This is a genomic window from Serratia sp. K1WW1 (assembly GCF_055790865.1).
The window spans coordinates 4,497,633-4,518,402 of record NZ_CM147697.1 but is presented as its reverse complement, the minus strand read 5'-3'; the positions used below and the strand labels follow the sequence as shown (position 1 = coordinate 4,518,402).

The window sequence follows — 20,770 nt, the reverse complement described above, 5'->3', positions numbered from 1 at the left end:
TGGGGGTCTCTATATAATTAATTGAATTTAAATAAAAAATAATTTGTGGCACAGCCTTTGCTTTATATGACTCGTACCGGGGGTAAGTTTTTGGGCTTAATCGTGGAGAGGCAATATGAAGCTGGTTACCGTGGTGATCAAACCATTCAAGTTAGAGGACGTGCGTGAAGCCTTATCCTCTGTAGGTATTCAGGGGCTGACCGTAACCGAAGTCAAAGGCTTTGGCCGCCAGAAGGGTCATGCCGAGCTCTATCGCGGAGCAGAGTACAGCGTCAATTTCTTACCTAAGGTCAAAATTGATATCGCTATTGCCGATGACCAACTGGATGAAGTGGTTGATGTGATTAGCAAGGCGGCCTACACCGGCAAGATCGGTGACGGCAAAATTTTCGTTGCCGAATTGCAACGTGTGATTCGAATTCGTACCGGCGAAACCGACGAAGCGGCTCTGTGATCGCAGGCTCAGTCAACTGAATGGGGATGGATTGATAATGAAAAGACTGTTATCCACGTTGGGCCTGAGTTTGGTAACCCTGGTTCCTTCTTTGGCTCTGGCCGCTCCGGCGGTGGCAGACAAGGCGGACAACGCCTTTATGATGATTTGCACAGCGCTGGTGCTGTTTATGACCTTACCGGGCGTGGCACTGTTTTACGGCGGCCTGCTGCGCTCGAAGAACGTCCTCTCAATGTTGACTCAGGTGACCGTCACCTTTGCCCTGGTCTGTGTGCTGTGGGTCATTTACGGCTACAGCCTGGCGTTCAGCGAAGGTAACGCCTTCTTCGGTGGCTTCCAGACGGTGATGCTCAAAGGGATCGGGATAGATAGCCTGACCGGCACCTTTAGCCAGATGATCCACGTGGCGTTCCAGTGCTCCTTTGCCTGTATTACCGTGGCGTTGGTGGTGGGCGGCTTTGCCGAACGTATCCGCTTCTCTGCGGTGGTTATTTTTGCTGCCATCTGGTTCACGATTTCCTACCTGCCGATTGCGCATATGGTTTGGGGCGGTGGTTTCCTGGCAGCCGACGGCGCGTTGGACTTTGCGGGCGGTACCGTGGTGCATATCAACGCCGCGAGCGCTGGTCTGGTAGGGGCCTATCTGTTGGGTAAACGTGCCGGCTATGGCAAAGAGGCCTTCAAGCCACACAACCTGCCGATGGTATTTACCGGAGCCTCGATCCTGTATATCGGCTGGTTTGGCTTCAATGCCGGCTCGGCCAGTGCGGCCAACGGTATTGCGGCGCTGGCGTTCCTCAACACGGTAATAGCCACTGCCGGTGCAATCCTCTCCTGGACCTTTGCCGAGTGGGTCGTGCGCGGTAAACCTTCTCTGCTGGGAGCCTGCTCGGGCTGTATCGCGGGTCTGGTTGCGATTACGCCAGCGGCGGGTACCGTGGGGGTAGGTGGTGCGCTGATTATTGGCCTGGTAGGCGGTGTCGCGGGGCTGTGGGGTGTGGTTACGCTGAAGAAATGGCTGAAAGTTGACGACACCTGCGATGTGTTTGGTGTGCACGGGGTGTGCGGTATCGTTGGCTGTCTGTTGACCGGCGTCTTTACTGCCTCATCACTGGGCGGAACGGGCTACGCCGCTGGCGTCACCATGGGACATCAGGTGTGGATCCAGTTGTTGAGCGTTGTTGTGACGCTGGTGTGGTCAAGCGTGGCCGCGTTTATCGCCTTTAAGGTCGCCGGGGCCGTGGTGGGGCTGCGCGTACCGGAAGAGCAGGAACGCGAAGGCCTGGATGTAAACAGCCACGGCGAGAATGCTTACAACCAGTAAAATATGTTGAATTAAACCCTGAGGGGGGGATGGAAACATCGCCCCTTTTTCATTTAAATATCGCGCTTGCGGATCACGCCTTCTTGCACCGTCGTCGCTACCAGCACACCGTCGCGGGTGTAGAACTGGCCGCGCACAAAGCCACGGGCACCGGAGGCTGAGGTGCTTTCTACCGCATACAGCAGCCAATCGTCCATGCGGAACGGACGGTGGAACCACATGGAATGGTCAATGGTCGCCACCTGCATTCCCGGCTCGAGGAAACCGACGCCATGCGGCTGTAGCGCCGTCAGCAGGAAGTGAAAGTCAGAGGCGTAGCCAAGCAGATACTGATGGATCCGCAGGTCGTCCGGCATGGTGCCATTGGCGCGGAACCAGACATGGCGATAAGGTTCTTCCACGCTGCCCTTCAACGGGTTGTGGAATTTCACCGGGCGCATTTCGATCGGCTTCGGGCCAATGAACTTGTCGCGCACCTTTTCCGGCAGCATATGCGACAGCTTTTGTGCAATTTCTGACTCCGACATCAATCCTTCCGGCGGTGGGACATCCGGCATGGTGTTTTGATGTTCAAAACCTTGCTCGGGGCTTTGGAAAGAGGCCGTCATGTAGAAAATGGGTTTGCCATTTTGAATGGCGCTAACGCGGCGCGCGCTGAAGCTATTGCCGTCGCGCAGGGTTTCTACGTCATAAACAATCGGTTTACTGCTATCCCCAGGGCGCAGGAAATAGCTGTGGAAGGAGTGAACGATACGCTCCGCAGGAACGGTTTGCTTGGCAGCATACAGCGCCTGGCCGACCACCTGACCGCCAAAGACCTGGCGTAACCCCAGATCTTCGCTTTGGCCACGAAATAAACCTTCTTCAATTTTTTCCAAATCCAGCAGTTCGAGGAGGTTGTGCAGTGCCTGGCTCATAAAGTGGCGATCCTTTTAGTCATCATGTTGCGCAGTGTGCTGAATATGATGGCAGGACGTCAATATATTGCGTTATTTCTGCAGGAGAAGCTGCCGCAGCCAGGGGCTGCGTCATGAGGCCTTAGGGCTATTTAGGCCTAGTCCGATAGGCAGTTGTTAGTATTTTGTGCTAGGTTTAATCAGTGTAGTGGTTTAAGCCACCAACATGTGACTAATAATAAAGGAGACCGACCCATGAAACTCTGGCAAATGGTAGGGGGAGCAGCCGCATTGACGATCACATTGGCAGGCTGTGCCCACAAGAATGCGGATGTGCCAACGCAGACGGCTAACGCTGCGGCCTCGCAAACGCAGATCCAAGGCCCGGTGGTGCAGGGCTCAGTTAATATTCGCCAGCGTATCGCGCTGCCACCGGATGCGGTACTGACCGTGACCCTGTCCGATGCATCACTTGCTGATGCCCCTTCACGAGTGATTTCACAGCAGGCGATGCGTACCGAAGGTCTGCAGAGCCCGTTCCGCTTTACGCTACCGTATAACCCCGCGGACATTCAGCCTAATGCGCGTATCATCCTGAGCGCGGCGATTACGGTGAATGGCCAGCTGATGTTTATCACCGACACGATCCAAGAAGTGATTAACCGAAACGGGACCCAGGCCGATCTGCTGCTGGTACCGGTTCAAAACGTTCCGGTTCAGGTCGCACCGACCCCAGCTCCGTAAGCAGCAATGCCTGCATCTGACAGCCTTTGCGCCTCTGGCCAGAGGCTGTTTTTTACCAGTGCCAGCGATACAACTCAAAATCAACCGTGCTCTGCGGGCCGAAAATAATTCCCTCTGCCAGTAACGCCTGCCGTTGGCGCTGAAAATCTTCACCCTGTTGTGAGATCTGTCCGTGGCGGTTAATGACCCGGTGCCAGGGCAGGGTGCTGCCCTCTGGTAAACGCCGTAATACACCACCAACCTGACGTGCTGCACGGGGTGAGCCAGCCAGCCGCGCAACTTCGCCGTAGGTGGTTACCTTGCCAGGAGGAATGGCGGCCACGATATGAAATACGCGTTGGCTGAAGGTAGCATCTTCTGGTTGCATGGCTGTTTTATCCTGTGTGATGTGTGGAAACGCTGCCTACAGCAAAACGGGCGTAGCATGCGGCGCCCCTACCCATTGAGCAATATCTCCACTGAGTCATCAATATTAACTAGTGTGCCACAGGCGAGATGGGTAAGAAAACAGCGGTTGCTCCCGGTTGGCTTGCTATTTGCCTGGCCATCACCGATAATGCCCACCGCTTCGCAATTCAAGAAGCCGTCAATGGGGGCCCTGTTGGTTCTCCCGCAACACTAACTGGTGAACTCGGTCAGATCCGGAAGGAAGCAGCCGTAGCGAGTGACGTGTGTGCCGGGATGTAGCTGGCAGGGCCTCCACCAATTTCTAGCCTCCCCCCCCCCCAAAAAAAAAGCACCGACAATCTGCCGATGCCTTACCTATTTGATGTTTATGCCTGGGTTTCCCAGCAGGCAACCAGTGGATCGACGATCTGGCGTGTTGTGCCGTCGGTCAGGCCCAAATCCGTCAGGTGCGGTCCGGCATTGCATGCCAGGCAGGTGCCCTCAATCGCTTTGAACACCCGGTAGGGGGGTTCCCAGTCTGCAACCTTGGCACTCAGATCGCGCAGGTTTTTAAACTGCTGCGCCAGCTGTGCAGCGGGGAGGTCGGAAAGCATACCGGCGATCGGCATGGCCACCTGCGCCAATATTTCACCGTTCTGGCTGAGAGCCATGCCGCCGCCGGTAGCGATCAGCGCGTTAGCGGCCAGCGCCATGTCATGAGGATCGCGGCCCAGCACCACCAGGTTATGAGAATCATGAGAGTAGCTCGTGGCAATCGCCCCGCGTAGTTCGCCCCAACCTTCCAGCAATGCCAACTGAGGCTTGGCTGGGTGCCGGGCGTGGCGATGCTGTACCCAGATCAGACTGAACCCCGGCGGGAGCTGTACCTTGCCGTCGCGCACTTCTACCGTGGTTTCATTCCATTGGGTGAAACGTGCCCCTTTGATATGGCGCAACGTGGCCTGGCCGTGACGAATGGCTGCAACCCGCATGATAAAATCATCTGCGGCCAATGGTGGCAGATGGAGCGTGTCACGTGGTGCGGATACGCCTGGCGTAGCTTGTACTGGAGCCAGCATTTTGCCCTGATCTGCCAGACACTGGCCAGCAACGTAAACCCGGCTGGCCTGGAGGTGTTCCAGGGAGTCAAAGACGACCAGATCGGCGATCCTTCCTGCGGCAATCAGGCCCAGATCGTTACGTTGCAAGCGTATGGCGGCATTGAGCGTAGCCATCCGTAGTGCATCGGTGGCCGGTAATCCGTGTTCAATCAGCAGATTGAGCAGGGCGATAACGCCGCCTTTCTCCAGCAGCATATCGGGTGGCACATCATCAGTGCAGAGGGTGATTTGGGAGGAGAAGTGTGGCAGCGATTTTAATGCCGCAACGATTTCAGGCAGCAGATAAGGATGAGAGCCCCGGATCTCCAGCGTCAGCCCGGAGCGTAGTTTCTCCAGAGCATCGGCAGCAGAGGTCAGTTCATGATCGGAGGTCACGCCTGCGGCCAGATAGGCTTGCAACTGCGGGCCACTCAAACCACGCGCATGGCCTTCAATCAATTTGCCGCTGTTAAGCCCGGCGTTGAGGATCTCCTGCATCCGTTCGCTGCCGTGCAGCACGCCGTGCATATCCATCACTTCCGCCACGCCGCCCACTTCGGGCCAGGCTAACATGGTATCCATCTCATGGCCGCCAAAGTCGGCACCGGACATTTCCAGCCCAGGCGTCGAAGGCACGCTGGAAGGCGCTGCACAGATCACCCGCAGAGGAAGATTGCGGCTGGCATCTACCGCGTAGCGCACTCCCGCAACGCCAAGCACGTTCGCCAATTCATGCGGATCCCAGAAGATGGTGGTGGTGCCCTGTGCGACGACGATCTCGGCATAGCGTTCTGGCAGCAGGTGGGAACTCTCAACGTGCACATGGGTATCGATCAGACCTGGGCTGAGGTAGGCTCCCGCCAGGTCTTGTGTCCGATGTGCCGTTGGCAAGGAGCCACAAGGATGAACGCTGGCGATCAGTGGGCCGACAATGCCAATATCAACCAGGCGAATTTCCCCGGTGACCATGTCGATCAGGTTGGCATTGCTCAGCAAGAGATCAAACGGCGTATTCCCCAGCGCAGCCTGTACGGCACGTTGGCGTTCACCGTTACTGACAGAAAAGGTGGTCATGATAATCCCCGGAATAAGAGTAAGGGAGTTACTGTAGGCGGGGGCGTAAGCTTTGCACAGATGATTTAATTTATTGCGTGATAAGAAACGTTTATGCTGTGGCAAACGTTTACCTCTTTTCCTGGCAGGTTAGGCTATGTCCGAGCCATGGCGACGGTTACCCGCGCTTTCCCTCAAGCAAATTCAGTACTTTGTGACCCTGGCGCAGCTACGACATTTCACCGATACCGCCAGCCGTCTGGCGATCAGCCAGCCCGCGTTAAGCAGTGCGCTGCGGCAAGTCGAAACCGTGCTTGGCGGGAAGTTAGTCAATCGAACGGCCTCTGCGGTGACCCTGACGGAACTAGGCACGGCGATCCTGCCGCATGCGCAACGGCTGCTGAATGTGGCTCACGCTACCTTTGATGATATGCAGCGCGTTATGTTGGCCGGAGGGGATGGCACGTTACGTATCGGTCTGGTGCCTTCGGTGAGCAACCTGCTGTTTCCTGCGGTACCGCGGTTGCTGGCGCAACATTTCCCGCGTTTACGCGTAGAATTCCACGATCAAACCAATGATTCCCTGCTGCTACAGTTGGAAAATGGGCAGATAGACTTCGGCATAGGGGCTTTGGACAGCTCGGTGCCAGAACGGCTTGAGATTTATCCGTTGCAGGAAGATCCGTTTGTGGCGGTGATGCGCCGGGACGATCCCTTGGCGGATCCACATCATCTGCCCTGGCAGCAATTGGCTAACAGAGATATTGCGGTATTTTCGAAAGGGAATAGCAGTCGATTGGTATCGGCACTGGCGGAAAGCCATCGTCTGAACTTAACGGCGCGTTATCAGGTGGATTTTCTGGAAACGTTGTATGGTTTGGTGCGGTCACAATTAGCGGTGGCTATTTTGCCTCAGCTTTATACGACGCATTTAAACGATGAAGAATTAACCGTTATTCAATTACAACAGCCATTACTTAGCCGCACTGTGGCACTTATGCGCAGCGCAAAACAAAATCACTCGCCTTTAATTGAAAACTGTTTCCAGTTGCTACTGCACGATTTTCAGCTCAGAGGCAAGTAAACTTGAATTTTTAAGATAATGCTTAATCTGAGCGACCATTGAAGCCGATAATATTATCGGCTCAACGCAAGGCTACTTTGATTATCTTACAAATTTCCAAACGGCGACCGGAATTTTATCATACAGCTTGTTCATGGTCAGTTCGGCCAGGCGATGATCGGCGGCAGAGTAGAACAGCTCTAGCTCATCGTCAGAGAGTTCGTACTTATTTTTCTCGATCACTCGCTCAAGGGTTTCAATCGTGGTGCATTTACGCAAACGCATCAGATAGTCAATTTTTGTCATGATAACCTTTAGTCTTATTAACCATAAAATTATTTGAGGATAATTATCCCCTAAGTTTTCATCGTGGTACAGACGCCCTCTCCTGAGAACAATCTGAATGTGCGCGCCTTGGTTTTTTGCCAGCGACGCAAATCGGAGTCATTAATACCATAGCTGCTAAACAGCGTGTAGGTATCGTCGAGGTACTCTTCGACCAGTTCCGATAAATCACCTTCGTCCATGTATTTAATTTTAAAACTCATTACAAACGAAGCAATATGTTCGATCAGCTCATTAAGCTGCAAATTGACGGCGGACGTTGGATCGTTAACCCAGCCGTGGTGGCTGTCACCCAGGGTGGCGATGCCTTCGTCGTACAAATTTTCACATAAGAATTTGAGTTGAGCAATATCGTGCCTTTTAGGCGAATACTCATCCATATCATCCCCCGTCAGTCTTAATTTCGGTGTTGATAACACTCTGTGAGTACATTGACTTAACATCATATGCTGTAAAGCTTAGCTCAGGCTTAATAAACTTTCAGCATATTAAATATAAATCATTTTTTGCCATCTAGCTTGTTACTATTACCGAAACTTACAATTCGTCAGCGGTTGATGGCCGTGAGTTGTCGATAACCTCAAACACCAAACCCTTTTCCGTCACGCTAAAAGTGACAGAATCATTTATGTATTCGTCACCACTGATATCCAGGCATGCGTTAAAAATCGACCACTGATAGCGGTAACTCATTGAATACTCGCTATTACCGATGCAGTTAATCTCAATAATTTCTAATGAGCCTTCCACATAGCGCGCATTCTCGGAGTAAAAGCTTAGTCCACTGGTGAGCACCGGTACCAAGTCAGATAATTGATTATCGACCACTTTCCTTAATTGTTTCACAGAAAGTGGGTCTACTTCGGAACAACGGCTTAGCGTCACTAGCATTTGGATATCTGGTTGTATCACATTCTATGCCTCTATCTTACTCCTTTTCCAGCCTTGATGGGCAAACTTTTCGCTGAATAACGCTTTTTTACCCAGCTTTGAGAGTTTTACCGTTCGATAGTTCTGCCACTCAGCCAGCAGCATCGGCTCGATAACCTGAAAATGTTACGTTCCGTTGCATTATTGGCACTTGAACGACTTGAGGAACGTCAGTTTGTGTGATGTTATATTATTACATTTATGTAATCTTTTTGGCGATAACCATGCTGCCTTTCCTTCCCGTTACCCTGTTTACCTCAGCCGCGTTTTTGCGCTGCGGAGCCGTTAGCGTATTGCTGACCTTACTATGGCTAGCCATTGCGTGGGCGGTTGCTCTGTCATGATAACGTTGCAAAATGCCATCGTGGGTTATGACCACACTCCTCTGTTTCCGCCGTTATGCGGTCGTTTTGCCGCCGGTTCATTAACGGCGGTGATTGGCGTTAACGGTGCCGGTAAATCTACGTTGTTGAAGTCGTTGGCCGGGTTGCACCCGCTGCTGGGCGGCAAGCTACATTTTGCGGGCGGGAAGGCTCCGGCGATGGCCTATTTGCCACAACTGGCGGAGTTGGATCGCCAATTTCCTATTCTGGTTCAGGATTTGGTCGCTATGGGTTGCTGGCCGCAAAGCGGCCTGTTTGGCGGTGTGAATAAACGCTCCATGCAGCAAATTGCAGGTGCGTTAGACACCGTGGGCATGAGTTCCATGGCGCTTGAGGCGGTAGGGGAGTTATCCGGTGGGCAGCTCCAACGCGTATTATTTGCCCGTTTGTTGGTCCAGCAAGCGCCACTGATCTTACTGGATGAGCCCTTCACCGGCATCGATGCGGCAACCACACAACTTTTGCTGCAGGTCATTGCGCAGTTACACCGGCAGGGAAGAACGGTGATTGCCGTATTGCACGATATGTCTACCGTAGCCAACCATTTCCCCGAAGCGTTGTTGCTCACCCCTGAACGCTGCCATTGGGATAACGCCGAGCGCGTGTTAGCGCATTATTCGACGGCGGCTAATCAGAGGGGGGCCGCGTAATGACGCTACTCCATCTGCTGCTCGACCCTTTTGTCTCTTTCGGTTTTATGCGCCGGGCATTGGTTGCCTGCCTGGCAATATCGCTGAGCGCTGCACCACTAGGCGTGTTTTTATTGCTGCGCCGGATGAGCCTGGTGGGGGATGCGCTTTCCCATGCGGTATTACCTGGTGCAGCAATCGGCTATCTGATTTCTGGCATGTCGCTGGTAGCCATGGGCATAGGGGGATTTATTGCCGGGTTGGCCGTAGCCATGTTGTCCGGGCTGGTGAGCCGCAAAACCCCGTTAAAAGAGGACGCCAGCTTTGCGGGTTTCTATCTGGGGTCGCTGGCGTTGGGCGTCACGTTGGTCTCTTTACGCGGCTCGAGCGTTGATCTGCTGCACGTATTGTTTGGCTCGATCCTGGCGGTGGATGCGCAGGCGCTGGTTATGGTAGGCATTATCGCCAGTATTTCGCTGATGATGCTGGCAGTGCTGTATCGGGCTCTGGTGATTGAATCCTTTGACAGCACTTTTTTACGCGTCAGTGCGCCAGGCTCGCTGGCGTGGATCCACGGGCTTTTTCTCGCTTTGGTGGTAATCAACCTGGTGGCCGGTTTTCAAATCCTTGGCACCCTGATGTCGGTGGGGCTGATGATGCTACCGGCGACCTGCGCCCGGTTCTGGGCGCGAGATTTGCCGCAGACATTAGCCGTGGCTATGGGGATTGGGCTGCTCGCCAGCCTGGTTGGTCTGGAGTGGTCCTACTACGCTTCATTGCCCGCAGGCCCGGCGATTGTCCTCAGTGCCAGCGGGATGTTTTTAATTTCGATTTTGTTTGGGACGCGTGGCGGGATGTTGCGCCGTGCGCGTCATTGAGAAGTGCTATCTGCAAGGAGAAAACATGAAATCTTTACCCATAACGCTGGTGGCAGCTGCTCTGCTCGCCAGCCCGTTAGCGCAGGCGAAAACCGTTGAAGCCGTGGCCAGCTTTTCTATTCTTGGCGATATCGTCAAACAGGTGGGCGGTGAACATGTAAAGGTCAGCACGCTGGTTGGCCCTGATGGCGATCCGCACGGTTTTGAGCCATCGCCGCAAGACAGCAAGCAGCTGGCGCAGGCCGATGTGGTGTTTGTCAGCGGATTGGGGCTTGAAGGTTGGATCGATCGGTTGGTGAAGGCTTCCGGTTATCAGGGGCCGGTGATCACCGCATCCAAAGGGATCGAGTCGCGCAGCATGGAAGAAGAGGGCAAACAGGTCACCGATCCACACGCCTGGAACAGCATGAACAATGGCGTGCAGTATGCGACCAACGTGATGAATGCGCTGATCGCTGCGGATCCTGAAGATGCCGCCTATTTCCGCCAACGTGGTGGTGAATATATTCAACATCTTCAGCAGCTCGATGGTTGGGCCAAAGCACAGTTCGCGGCGGTGCCGCAGCAAAAACGCAAGGTGCTGACCAGCCATGATGCTTTCGGTTATTTTGGCCAAGAATACGGCGTCACCTTCCTTGCCCCGGTCGGTTTTTCTACCGAGGCTGAAGCTAGCGCCAGCGATGTCGCCGGGTTGATCAAGCAGATCAGGCAGGAAAATGTCCAAGCCTATTTTATTGAGAACCAAACGGATCCGCGCTTGGTGCAGCAGATCGCGGCGGCAACGGGGGCGAAAGCGGGAGGTGAGTTGTATCCTGAAGCACTATCCAAACCGCAAGGCCCGGCAGCCAGCTATGTGCAGGCATTCAAACACAACGTCGAGGCCATTGTTGGCAGCATGAAGTAAGTTTTATCCCCACCGCGTGCGGTGGGTTTTCCCTTTGCAGTGGCATTTGGCAATAAAAAAGCCCCGTTGAGCAGCAACGGGGCTTTGGCTAGCAATGACACTTTGGCTTAACGCTTCTTCTTACGTCCCTGTACCGCTTTATAACGCGGGTTGGACTTACAAATCACAAAGACGCGCCCATGACGGCGCACAACTTTGCAATCCGGATGGCGACCCTTCGCCGAACGCAGTGAACTCAATACTTGCATCATCAACCCCGATTATTTTCTGCTGTTAACCAAATGGCCAAACCGCTTCTGGAAGCGCGCGGTGCTGCCTTCTTTTGAGAACTCTTTCTGCTTGCCGGTGTAGTACGGATGCGAAGCCGAAGAGACATCTATGGTGACGTAGGGCCAGCTTTTACCCTCAAGCTCGATAGTACGATCGGTTTTGATGGTCGACCCCACCTTGAAGAAGGTATCGGCGCTGAGATCGTGAAATACCACGGTGCGGTAGTCTGGATGGATGCCTGTTTTCATGACGGCCTTAAATGTAATGTTATACTATAACATTAATTATGCACCTCTCTGGGAACGGGATCAACCCCAAAATAGCGTTAATCAGCGTTGGGCTTATTGACTAAATGACAGGCATAAAAAAGGCCGCTTGCGCGGCCTTGGTTGTCAGCAGGAAAGCATCAGTGATGCTTAACCGGATGGGTGTGTTCCAGATCTTCAGTCTTTTTGCTGAAGCGGCGGCGAACCACCACGAAGAACACCGGTACAAAGAAGATCGCCAAGACGGTAGCTGTCACCATCCCGCCCATTACGCCGGTACCTACCGCGTTCTGAGCGCCAGAGCCTGCGCCGCTGCTGATAACCAGCGGCATAACCCCGAGGATAAAGGCCAGTGATGTCATCAGGATTGGACGCAGACGCATACGTACCGCTTCCAACGTTGATTCGATCAGCCCTTTACCTTCTTTATCCATCAGGTCCTTGGCGAATTCCACGATTAATATCGCGTTCTTCGCCGACAACCCAATGGTTGTCAACAGGCCTACCTGGAAGTAAACGTCATTTTCCAGCCCGCGCATGGTCGCGGCCAACAGGGCACCGATGACCCCCAGTGGCACAACCAACATAACGGAGAACGGAATCGACCAGCTCTCATACAGAGCAGCCAGACACAGGAACACCACAATCAGTGAGATGGCGTACAGTGACGGAGCCTGGTTACCGGACAGACGTTCCTGATAGGACATACCGGTCCAGTCATAGCCGACGCCGTTTGGCAGTTTCGCCGCTAACTGTTCCATCATATCCATCGCTTCACCGGTACTCTTACCCGGTGCAGCCTGGCCAAGGATTTCCATTGATGGCAGACCGTTGTAGCGTTCCAGACGCGGTGAACCGAACTCCCATTTCGCCGTGGAGAAGGCGGAGAACGGAACCATCTGCCCGGTGCTACCTCGCACATACCAGTTATTAATATCATCAGGCAGCATACGGAACGGAGCATCAGCCTGCACGTACACTTTCTTCACACGACCGCGGTCGATAAAGTCGTTCACATACGAGCCGCCCAGTGCGGTGCCGAGAGTAGTATTAATATCACTCAGGGAAACACCCAGCGTCTGTGCTTTCTCCTGATCGACGATCAGTTTGAACTGAGGCGTGTCTTCCAAGCCGTTCGGGCGTACGCCAACCAGCAAATCAGGATGCTCTGCCGCCATGCCCAACAGCTGGTTACGTGCTGCTGTCAGTTTTTCGTGACCCAGGTTAGCCTGATCGATCAACTGGAAGTCGAAGCCAGTCGCCGTCCCCAGTTCCACAATCGCTGGCAGGTTAAAGGCAAATACCAAGCCGTCTTTAATCTGCGAGAAAGCCCCCATTGCACGGGCAGCAATTGCCGGTACCTTGTTCTCTTCACCTTTACGCTCAGACCAGTCTTTCAGGCTGACAAACGCCAAACCGGTGTTCTGACCCTGGCCGCTGAAGCCGAAACCATTAACGGTGAACACCGAGTTAATGTTGTCGCCTTCTTTCTCGTGGTAGTAGCGGTTAACTTCGTCCAGGACTTTCTGGGTACGTTCCTGAGTGGCACCCGCTGGCATTTGCACCATGGTCAGCAGGATGCCCTGGTCTTCGTCCGGCAGGAACGAGGAAGGCAAGCGCATGAACAGCACCGCCATACCAACCACGATCAGCAGGTAGATCACCAGATAACGCCCGGTGCTACGCAAAATGTTCGCTACGCTATCGGTATAGTGGTGGGTGCTCTTCTCAAACAGGCGGTTGAACCAGCCGAAGAAGCCGGTCTTGATGCCGTGATCGCCTTTCGGGATCGGTTTGAGCATGGTGGCACACAGCGCAGGCGTCAGGATCAACGCCACCAATACCGACAGCACCATGGCGGAAACGATGGTGATCGAGAACTGGCGATAGATTGCCCCAGTTGACCCACCGAAGAAGGCCATCGGAATAAATACCGCTGACAGCACCATGGCGATACCCACCAATGCGCCCTGGATCTGTTCCATCGATTTCTTGGTGGCTTCTTTTGGCGGCAGGCCTTCTTCAGCCATGACACGCTCAACGTTTTCTACCACCACGATGGCGTCATCCACCAGTAGGCCTATCGCCAACACCATGCCGAACATCGTCAGCGTGTTTATCGAGAAGCCAAACATTGCCAGGATGGCGAACGTCCCCAGCAATACTACCGGCACGGCGATCGTTGGGATCAGCGTAGCGCGGAAGTTCTGCAGGAACAGATACATCACCAGGAACACCAGGATGATCGCTTCAATCAGGGTTTTTACCACTTCGTTAATGGAAATCTTAACGAATGGCGTGGTGTCATAAGGGTAAACCACTTTCAGACTTGCAGGGAAGAACGGTTCCAGTTTGGCCAGTTCTGCCTTGACCTCTGCCGCCGTGTTCAGGGCGTTGGCACCGGTTGCCAGCTTGATACCGATACCGGCAGCAGGCTTACCGTTATAACGGGCAATGACGTTGTAGCTCTCACCGCCCAGTTCAACCTTGGCCACATCACTTAGGCGTACCTGTGAGCCGTCCGGGTTGACTTTCAGCTGGATCTTGCTGAATTCCTCCGGCGAGGTCAGGCGGGTTTGCGCGATGATCGAAGCGTTCAGCTGTTGGCCTTTCACCGGTGGAGTCCCACCGAGCTGGCCTGCAGCAACCTGGTTGTTCTGAACCTTGATCGCAGCGATAACATCGCCCGGGGTCAGTTGGTAGTTGTTCAGTTTGTTGGGATCAAGCCAGATACGCATCGCGTACTGGGCACCGAACAGTTGAACGTCACCCACACCAGAGGTACGGCTGATAGGATCCTTGATGTTGGAACCTACATAGTCCGCGATATCCTCTTGCGTCATGCTGCCGTCTTCGGAAATAAAGCCCGCTACCATCAGGAAGCTGCTGCTTGATTTCTCAACGCTAACGCCTTGTTGCTGTACTTCTTGTGGCAGCAGCGGCATGGCCAACTGCAGCTTGTTCTGTACCTGTACCTGAGCGATATCAGGGTCAGTACCAGAGTTGAAGGTCAACGTAATCTGGACGTTACCGGACGAGTCACTGTTGGAGGACATGTACAGCAGGTTATCGATACCGTTCATATTCTGTTCGATAACCTGCGTCACGGTATCCTGCACCGTTTTGGCGTCAGCGCCCGGGTAGTTGGCGGAGATCGTGACTGCTGGTGGCGCAATGGTCGGATATTGCGCGATAGGCAGCTTCATGATCGACAAGATGCCCGCCAACATAATGATGATGGCGATTACCCATGCAAATATGGGGCGATCTATAAAGAACTTAGCCATGTATTACCGGCTCCTTTTTATGACTTCTTCTCGGGTTCAGACGCAGTCTGTGGCTTGCCATCAACTTCTTGCGCTTTCACCTGAACGCCAGGTCTGATTTTCTGCAGGCCGGAAACAATGACGCGATCGCCCGGTTTCAAACCAGCTGTCACCAACCACTTGTCGCCAATCGCCTGCGCGGCGGTCAGCGTACGCACTTCCACTTTATCGTCCGCACCTACCACCATCGCGGTAGCTTCGCCACGCGGGTTACGGGTGACGCCCTGTTGCGGAACCAGCAAGGCATCGGTACGCACGCCTTCGTCCAGACGGGCGCGCACGAACATACCTGGCAGCAAGGCATCGTTCGGGTTAGGGAAAATGGCACGAATAGTGATGGAACCGGTGGTTTCATCAACGGTCACGTCGGAGAATTCCAACGAACCTTCTTGCGCATATTCCTGACCGTTTTCCAGCAGCAGCTTCACTTTAGCCTTGCCGTTTTCCTGTTTCAGGGTGCCATTAGCCAATTCCTGTTTCAGGCGCAGATAGTCGTTGCTTGACTGGGTCACGTCGACATACATCGGATCCAGTTGCTGCACGGTAGCCAGCGCATTGGCCTGACCGGAAGTCACCAGCGCCCCTTCGGTTACCGATGAAAGGCCGATACGACCAGAGATTGGGGAAGTCACTTTGGTGTAAGCCAGGTTGATACGCGCGGTTTCCACTGCGGCCTTGGCAGCGATCACGGAAGCGTTAGCCTGCAGCAGGGTGGAGTTGGCATTATCGAAGTCTTGCTTACTGATGTAGCTAGTACCCAGTAAAGGCTTGTAACGGTTGACCGTCAGACGCGCGATTTCTGCTGCTGCCTGGGCTTTGGCCAGGTCGCCTTTGGCACTGTCATAAGCGGCTTGATAGGTCGCTGGATCGATTTGATACAGTGAAACACCCGCCTTGATGTCGCTGCCTTCAGTAAAGTTGCGTTTCAGGATGATGCCACTAACCTGAGGGCGAACTTCGGCGATGCGGTATGCTGCGGTACGACCAGGAAGATCGGTAGTAATATTGAGAGGTTCAGCCTTCAACGTCACCACACCCACGGCAGGAGCCTGGTGTTGGGCCTGTTGCTGGGTTTCTTTATCATTACATCCTGTAAGCACTAAGCTGCCTGAAAGCATCAGAACTGCCGCCAGAGGCGTTAACCCTCTGTTTTTGTTCATAGAAAAACCTCAAGTGTCCGATTTCAAATTGATCAATGGATCACAAGCTTTAAAACCCATTGCTGCGTTAATTTTATCTGCGTGCTATGGTACATACATTCGCGAATGTATGTAAATCACACCGCCCCTAAAAAACAACATCATGGCACGAAAAACCAAACAGCAGGCGCAAGAAACACGACAACAGATCCTCGACGCCGCAGTGAGGGAATTCTCCGAGCGTGGCGTTTCGGCAACCTCTTTGACTGATATCGCAACCGCTGCCGGGGTTACGCGTGGTGCAATTTACTGGCACTTCAAGAACAAGGTAGACCTGTTTAATGAAGTTTGGGAGCTCTCAGAGTCGAAAATAGGCGATCTGGAGATAGAGTATCAGGCAAAGTATCCTGATAATCCACTGCGTATTTTAAGAGAAATTCTGATTTATATTCTGACCGCTACGGTCGATGACTGTCGGCGCCGGGCATTGATGGAGATCGTGTTCCATAAATGCGAATTTATTGGTGAAATGATGCCGCTACATGACGCTCGCAAGGTGCTTTACCTTGAAGGCTATGATCGTATCGAACGCGTTTTACGCAATAGTATGGAGCACGGGCAACTCCCTGCCGATCTGCATACCCGCCGGGCCGCAATCATCCTGCGTGCTTACATCACCGGTCTGATGGAGAACTGGCTGTTTATGCCGGAAAGCTTTGATCTCAAAGCCGAGGCGAGTATCTTGGTCGACAGCTTCCTCGAAATGGCGCAGCTTAGCCCTTCTTTACGTGTGAACGCGCCAGCCCGGTAGACCTCGATAAGGAGAATCCCAATGTCATCTCTGTTACTGATTGCCAACGGTGCGGCTTATGGCCAGGAATCGTTGTTTAATGCGTTACGTCTGGCGATCACCCTGAAAGAACAGCAGCCCGAGCTGCAATTGAAACTATTTCTGATGTCCGATGCGGTCGTGGCGGGCATTGCCGGGCAACAGCCGCGTGAAGGCTATCATTTACAGCAGATGCTGGAGATTCTGACGGCGCAGCAGGTGCCGGTCAAACTGTGCAAAACCTGTGCCGATGCCCGTGGCGTCAGCCAATTGAAGCTGGCCGATGGCGTAGAAATTGGCACGCTGGTGGAATTAGCCCAGTGGACGCTGGCGGCAGAGAAAGTGCTGACTTTCTGAGTCCCTGGCGATTCATGTCCTGCAATGCTTTTCTTATTCATCGCCAACCTGCGATCGTGATAACCTTGACGCTTGATTGTTAAACTGACGTTAAATCATGAGTCGCAGGCGTATTCTCCCCGTAGTGCAAACTGTTTTCCTGTCTTACGCTGCGGGCCAATTCCGCATTATCACACTAGGGTTTTTGTTGTTGGCGGCGCTGGTTCTGCCTTTGGGCGCGTTCGCGGCACAGAGCGGCGATCTCCCTGCGCGCAGCGACATTCAAAGCCAGATTGAGACGCTGAACAAACAGAAAAACCTGACGCCGGTCGAAAAGCTCTCTCTACAGGATTTAAATCGCACGCTGGAGCTGCTTGACGGCATCGATCGTATCAAGCAAGAGGTCAATCAGCTTAAACAGCAGGTTCAGCAGGCCCCGGCCAAGTTACAGCAGGTCACACGGGATCTGGAGTCGCTGAAAAATCCGGCTGATGAAGCGGTGACGCGAGCCGAACTGCTACCGCTTTCCCTGCGTCAGTTGGAAAGCCGCCTGTATCAGACGTTGGACGAACTGCAGGACACCCAGGAAAGCCTCTCCACCTACAACAGCCAGCTTATCTCATTGCAGACCCAGCCAGAGCGCGTACAGAGCAGTATGTACACGGCTTCCCAGCGCCTGCAGGAAATCCGTAACCTGTTAAGCGATCGCGCGCCGGGGCAACAGATATTACGCAGCACCCAGCAGGCCATGCTCAATACGGAGCAGGTGTTGCTCAATGCCGAGATAGACCTGCAACGCAGAAGCCTGGATGCCAACACTACGTTACAAGACCTGCTCCAGAAGCAGCGCGATTACACCACCATGAACATCGATGCCCTGGATCACCGAGTGCAGGTGTTGCAGGACGTGGTAAACAGCAAACGGCTGACTTTGTCGGAAAAGACGGCGAAAGAGGCGCAGAATCCGGAGGATGCCAGCGATATCCAGAGCGACAAACTGGTGAGCAAAGAGCTGAACATCAACCGGCAAATCAGCCAGCGGCTGATCACCGCCACGCAAGAAAGTAATACCCTGTTCCAGCAAAATATTCAGGTGAAAAACTGGCTCGATCGCGGCCTGCAATCGGAACAAAACCTGAAAGAGCAGATCCAGGTGCTGAAGGGGAGCCTGGTGCTGTCGCGCATTCTTTATCAGCAACAGCAAAACCTGCCGCCGGGCACACTGGTGGCGGACATGAGCACCCAGATCGCGGATTTACGGCTGGAGCAGTTTGAGATCAACCAGCAGCGCGATGAGCTATTCAAGGGCGATGACTTCATCAATAAGCTGGTGGCGGACAGTAAGGAAAAGGCCAGCGGTGACGTGCTTGATGCGTTGAATGAAATTGTCGATATGCGCCGTGAGCTGCTCGATCAACTGAATAAACAGCTCAATAACCAACTGTCGTTGGCTATTAACCTGCAGATTAATCAGCAGCAACTGACCAGCGTCTATAGCTCGGTACAGGACACGTTGACCCAGCAGATTTTCTGGGTTAACAGCAACAAACCTATCGATTTCGCTTGGCTCAAGGGGCTGCCAGGGGCGGTGAAAGAACAGCTGGCCGGGCTGGATTTTAAATTCGAACCCGGGCAGTTGCTGTTGGGCGGGCTGCATGCCCTGGTGTTCCTGATCCCGTTGCTGGTAGTGATTGGCCTACTGCGCTGGCGCTACCGCCTGATTGACAGGCATCTGCAAAAGCTGGCCAATGACGTCGGCCAGCTAAAGCGCGATAGCCAGCTGCATACGCCGAAAGCCATTCTGCTCACCTTATTAAAGGTGTTACCGGGTTCTTTACTGCTGCTCGGTGCCGGGTTCTGGTTCTATCGGGCCGATTTCAGCATCAGCGATTTTATCTGGGCCCTGTCACAACAGCTGGCATTGTTCTGGTTGGTGTTTGGCTTCACTTTCCGCATGTTGGCCCCGGGAGGTATTTCGCAGCGGCATTTTAATATCCCGGCCGATCGCTGTGCGCACTATCGCCGCCAGACCTTCAGGTTAGGACTTGCCCTGTTACCGCTGATCTTCTGGTCAGTGCTGGGCGAAAAAGCCCCGCTGAGATTGGTCGAAGATGTGATTGGCCAGGTGGTGGTGATCCTGACATTGGCGCTATTAGCGGTGCTGGTGTTCCCCATCTGCCGCGACCATTGGCGTGAAAAAGACTCCCATAAAGTGCGGTTGCTGATGGTCACCGCGCTGGCTGTCACACCGGTGATCCTGCTTGGGCTGATGTTTGCCGGTTACTTCTATACCACGTTACGTTTGGCTGGCCGTTGGATCGATAGCCTGTATCTGTACTTCCTGTGGAATATCGTTTACCTGGCAGCGATCCGTGGCCTGAGCGTGGCAGCTCGTCGGTTGGCCTATCGCCGTGCCCTGGCGCGCCGCCAAAACCAGGCCAAAGAGAAAGAAGGAGCCGAAGGTAACGAGCCGGTAGAGGAACCCCCACTGGCATTGGATCAAATCAACCAGCAGTCGCTGCGTTTGACCACCATGGTGTTGTTTCTGATTTTCGCCAGTGCATTTTATGCGATATGGTCGGATCTGGTCACGGTGATCTCCTACCTCGACAGCGTTACCCTATGGCATTACTCCAGCAACGTGGCGGGCACTGTGATAGCGCAGGCGGTAACGTTGGGCAATATGATGGTGGCCGTCCTGGCGGTGATCGTTGCTTACGTCATGACGCGCAACCTGCCGGGTTTGCTGGAAGTGCTGGTGTTATCCCGCCTGCAGCTGCGACAGGGGGCGTCTTACGCCATCACCACCATTCTGACCTATCTGATCACGGCGGTGGGGACCATCACTGCGTTAGGATCGCTGGGCGTTTCTTGGGACAAACTCCAGTGGCTGGTGGCGGCGCTGTCGGTAGGTTTGGGCTTCGGTCTGCAGGAAATCTTTGCCAACTTCGTTTCCGGCCTGATCATCCTGTTTGAACGCCCGGTGCGGATCGGCGATACCATCACCATCGGCACGTACTCCGGGACGGTCAGCAAGATCCGTATTCGCGCTACCACCATTACGGATTTTGACCGCAAAGAAGTGATCATTCCTAACAAAGCGTTTGTCACCGAGCGGCTGATTAACTGGTCACTGTCAGACACCATTACCCGCGTGCTGATTAAAGTGGGGGTGGCCTATGGCTCCGATCTGGACAAGGTCAAGGCGGTGCTGTTGCAAGCGGCGCACGAAAACCCGCGCGTGATGACGGATCCTGAGCCGATGGTCTTTTTCCTCAACTTTGGCGCCAGCACGCTGGATCATGAGCTGCGGTTGTACGTGCGTGAGCTGCGCGATCGCAGCTATACCGTGGACGAGCTGAACCGGGCGATTGACCGCCTATGCCGTGAGAACGACATTAATATCGCCTTCAACCAGTTGGAAGTGTATCTGCATAACCAGCAGGGCAACGAAGTGCAGGAGGTCAAGCGGGCGCAGGTTCCAGGCATCGGTGATCAACCTGTGGTGTAGCAA

20 protein-coding genes and 1 other RNA gene are annotated in these 20,770 nt (G+C 53.9%); 11 read left to right on the top strand and 10 right to left on the bottom strand.

What is annotated here, in order from left to right:
* Positions 1-115: 115 nt before the first annotated feature.
* Entirely contained in the window at positions 116-454 is a 339-nt protein-coding gene (gene glnK, locus ACX9GU_RS20505) for a P-II family nitrogen regulator (protein ID WP_004949337.1), read from the top strand.
* Between the two features lie 37 nt (positions 455-491).
* The gene (gene amtB / locus ACX9GU_RS20500) at positions 492-1,778 is read left to right on the top strand and encodes an ammonium transporter AmtB (protein WP_037412000.1); all 1,287 of its coding nucleotides are present in this window, start codon (positions 492-494) and stop codon (positions 1,776-1,778) included.
* A gap of 53 nt (positions 1,779-1,831) precedes the next feature.
* On the opposite strand, the gene tesB is transcribed toward amtB, so the two are convergent.
* A complete protein-coding gene (gene tesB / locus ACX9GU_RS20495) occupies positions 1,832-2,695 on the bottom strand; it encodes an acyl-CoA thioesterase II (RefSeq protein WP_021805471.1) in 864 nt (287 codons plus the stop codon).
* Between the two features lie 234 nt (positions 2,696-2,929).
* Here tesB and ACX9GU_RS20490 point away from each other — a divergent pair, with 234 nt between their 5' ends.
* Positions 2,930-3,418 carry a YbaY family lipoprotein gene (locus ACX9GU_RS20490; protein WP_024484390.1) on the top strand — a complete coding sequence of 163 codons (489 nt, stop codon included), beginning with the start codon at positions 2,930-2,932 and terminating at the stop codon, positions 3,416-3,418.
* Between the two features lie 52 nt (positions 3,419-3,470).
* Here ACX9GU_RS20490 and ACX9GU_RS20485 read toward each other — a convergent pair whose 3' ends face one another.
* Positions 3,471-3,785, bottom strand: coding sequence for an MGMT family protein (locus ACX9GU_RS20485; protein WP_473192733.1), 315 nt, complete (start codon positions 3,783-3,785; stop codon positions 3,471-3,473).
* 232 nt (positions 3,786-4,017) lie between these two features.
* Here ACX9GU_RS20485 and ffs point away from each other — a divergent pair.
* Positions 4,018-4,114, top strand: an RNA gene (ffs, locus tag ACX9GU_RS20480) — signal recognition particle sRNA small type.
* Between the two features lie 77 nt (positions 4,115-4,191).
* On the opposite strand, the gene ACX9GU_RS20475 is transcribed toward ffs, so the two are convergent.
* Positions 4,192-5,979 (bottom strand): adenine deaminase, encoded by a 1,788-nt coding sequence (locus tag ACX9GU_RS20475; protein WP_473192732.1) that lies wholly within the window; start codon positions 5,977-5,979, stop codon positions 4,192-4,194.
* A 136-nt stretch (positions 5,980-6,115) separates the two neighbouring features.
* On the opposite strand from ACX9GU_RS20475, the gene ACX9GU_RS20470 reads away from it, so the two are divergent.
* Positions 6,116-7,042, top strand: a complete 927-nt coding sequence (locus tag ACX9GU_RS20470; protein WP_473192731.1) for a LysR family transcriptional regulator — start codon at positions 6,116-6,118, stop codon at positions 7,040-7,042.
* An 81-nt stretch (positions 7,043-7,123) separates the two neighbouring features.
* Here the strand turns inward: ACX9GU_RS20470 and ACX9GU_RS20465 are convergent, their stop codons facing one another.
* From ACX9GU_RS20465 to ACX9GU_RS20455, 3 genes are all read right to left on the bottom strand, one after another.
* Positions 7,124-7,327, bottom strand: a complete 204-nt coding sequence (locus ACX9GU_RS20465) for an HHA domain-containing protein (protein WP_021180142.1) — start codon at positions 7,325-7,327, stop codon at positions 7,124-7,126.
* Positions 7,328-7,377: 50 nt separating this feature from the next.
* Positions 7,378-7,746: an Hha toxicity modulator TomB gene (gene tomB / locus ACX9GU_RS20460; protein WP_021180141.1), complete on the bottom strand. Its 369-nt coding sequence runs from the start codon at positions 7,744-7,746 to the stop codon at positions 7,378-7,380.
* A gap of 157 nt (positions 7,747-7,903) precedes the next feature.
* Positions 7,904-8,257 carry a hypothetical protein gene (locus ACX9GU_RS20455; protein WP_166735153.1) on the bottom strand — a complete coding sequence of 118 codons (354 nt, stop codon included), beginning with the start codon at positions 8,255-8,257 and terminating at the stop codon, positions 7,904-7,906.
* 379 nt (positions 8,258-8,636) lie between these two features.
* Between ACX9GU_RS20455 and ACX9GU_RS20450 the strand changes: the two genes are divergently transcribed.
* The 3 genes from ACX9GU_RS20450 to ACX9GU_RS20440 are packed head-to-tail and all read left to right on the top strand — an operon-like array spanning position 8,637 to position 11,090.
* Complete coding sequence (locus ACX9GU_RS20450) at positions 8,637-9,329, top strand: metal ABC transporter ATP-binding protein (RefSeq protein WP_473192730.1); 693 nt, start codon at positions 8,637-8,639, stop codon at positions 9,327-9,329.
* Positions 9,329-10,186: a metal ABC transporter permease gene (locus ACX9GU_RS20445; protein WP_473192729.1), complete on the top strand. Its 858-nt coding sequence runs from the start codon at positions 9,329-9,331 to the stop codon at positions 10,184-10,186. The genes ACX9GU_RS20450 and ACX9GU_RS20445 overlap by 1 nt, the downstream gene beginning before the upstream one ends.
* A 25-nt stretch (positions 10,187-10,211) precedes the next feature.
* Positions 10,212-11,090: a metal ABC transporter solute-binding protein, Zn/Mn family gene (locus ACX9GU_RS20440; RefSeq protein WP_473192728.1), complete on the top strand. Its 879-nt coding sequence runs from the start codon at positions 10,212-10,214 to the stop codon at positions 11,088-11,090.
* A 107-nt stretch (positions 11,091-11,197) separates the two neighbouring features.
* Here the strand turns inward: ACX9GU_RS20440 and ykgO are convergent, their stop codons facing one another.
* The 4 genes from ykgO to sdeX all read right to left on the bottom strand — a co-directional run bounded on the left by ykgO (position 11,198) and on the right by sdeX (position 16,112).
* Complete coding sequence (gene ykgO, locus ACX9GU_RS20435; RefSeq protein ID WP_021805462.1) at positions 11,198-11,338, bottom strand: type B 50S ribosomal protein L36; 141 nt, start codon at positions 11,336-11,338, stop codon at positions 11,198-11,200.
* A 12-nt stretch (positions 11,339-11,350) separates the two neighbouring features.
* Entirely contained in the window at positions 11,351-11,608 is a 258-nt protein-coding gene (locus tag ACX9GU_RS20430; RefSeq protein ID WP_473192727.1) for a type B 50S ribosomal protein L31, read from the bottom strand.
* A 158-nt stretch (positions 11,609-11,766) separates the two neighbouring features.
* Positions 11,767-14,913, bottom strand: coding sequence for a multidrug efflux RND transporter permease subunit AcrB (gene acrB, locus ACX9GU_RS20425; RefSeq protein WP_473192726.1), 3,147 nt, complete (start codon positions 14,911-14,913; stop codon positions 11,767-11,769).
* A gap of 17 nt (positions 14,914-14,930) precedes the next feature.
* A complete protein-coding gene (sdeX, locus tag ACX9GU_RS20420; protein WP_161739661.1) occupies positions 14,931-16,112 on the bottom strand; it encodes a multidrug efflux RND transporter periplasmic adaptor subunit SdeX in 1,182 nt (393 codons plus the stop codon).
* A 142-nt stretch (positions 16,113-16,254) separates the two neighbouring features.
* Here sdeX and acrR point away from each other — a divergent pair, with 142 nt between their 5' ends.
* The 3 genes from acrR to mscK all read left to right on the top strand — a co-directional run bounded on the left by acrR (position 16,255) and on the right by mscK (position 20,767).
* Positions 16,255-16,902 (top strand): multidrug efflux transporter transcriptional repressor AcrR, encoded by a 648-nt coding sequence (acrR, locus tag ACX9GU_RS20415; protein ID WP_473192725.1) that lies wholly within the window; start codon positions 16,255-16,257, stop codon positions 16,900-16,902.
* Positions 16,903-16,923: 21 nt separating this feature from the next.
* Complete coding sequence (locus ACX9GU_RS20410; protein ID WP_024484402.1) at positions 16,924-17,277, top strand: DsrE/DsrF/TusD sulfur relay family protein; 354 nt, start codon at positions 16,924-16,926, stop codon at positions 17,275-17,277.
* Positions 17,278-17,374: 97 nt separating this feature from the next.
* The gene (mscK, locus tag ACX9GU_RS20405; RefSeq protein WP_473192724.1) at positions 17,375-20,767 is read left to right on the top strand and encodes a mechanosensitive channel MscK; all 3,393 of its coding nucleotides are present in this window, start codon (positions 17,375-17,377) and stop codon (positions 20,765-20,767) included.
* The last annotated feature ends 3 nt before the right edge of the window (positions 20,768-20,770 follow it).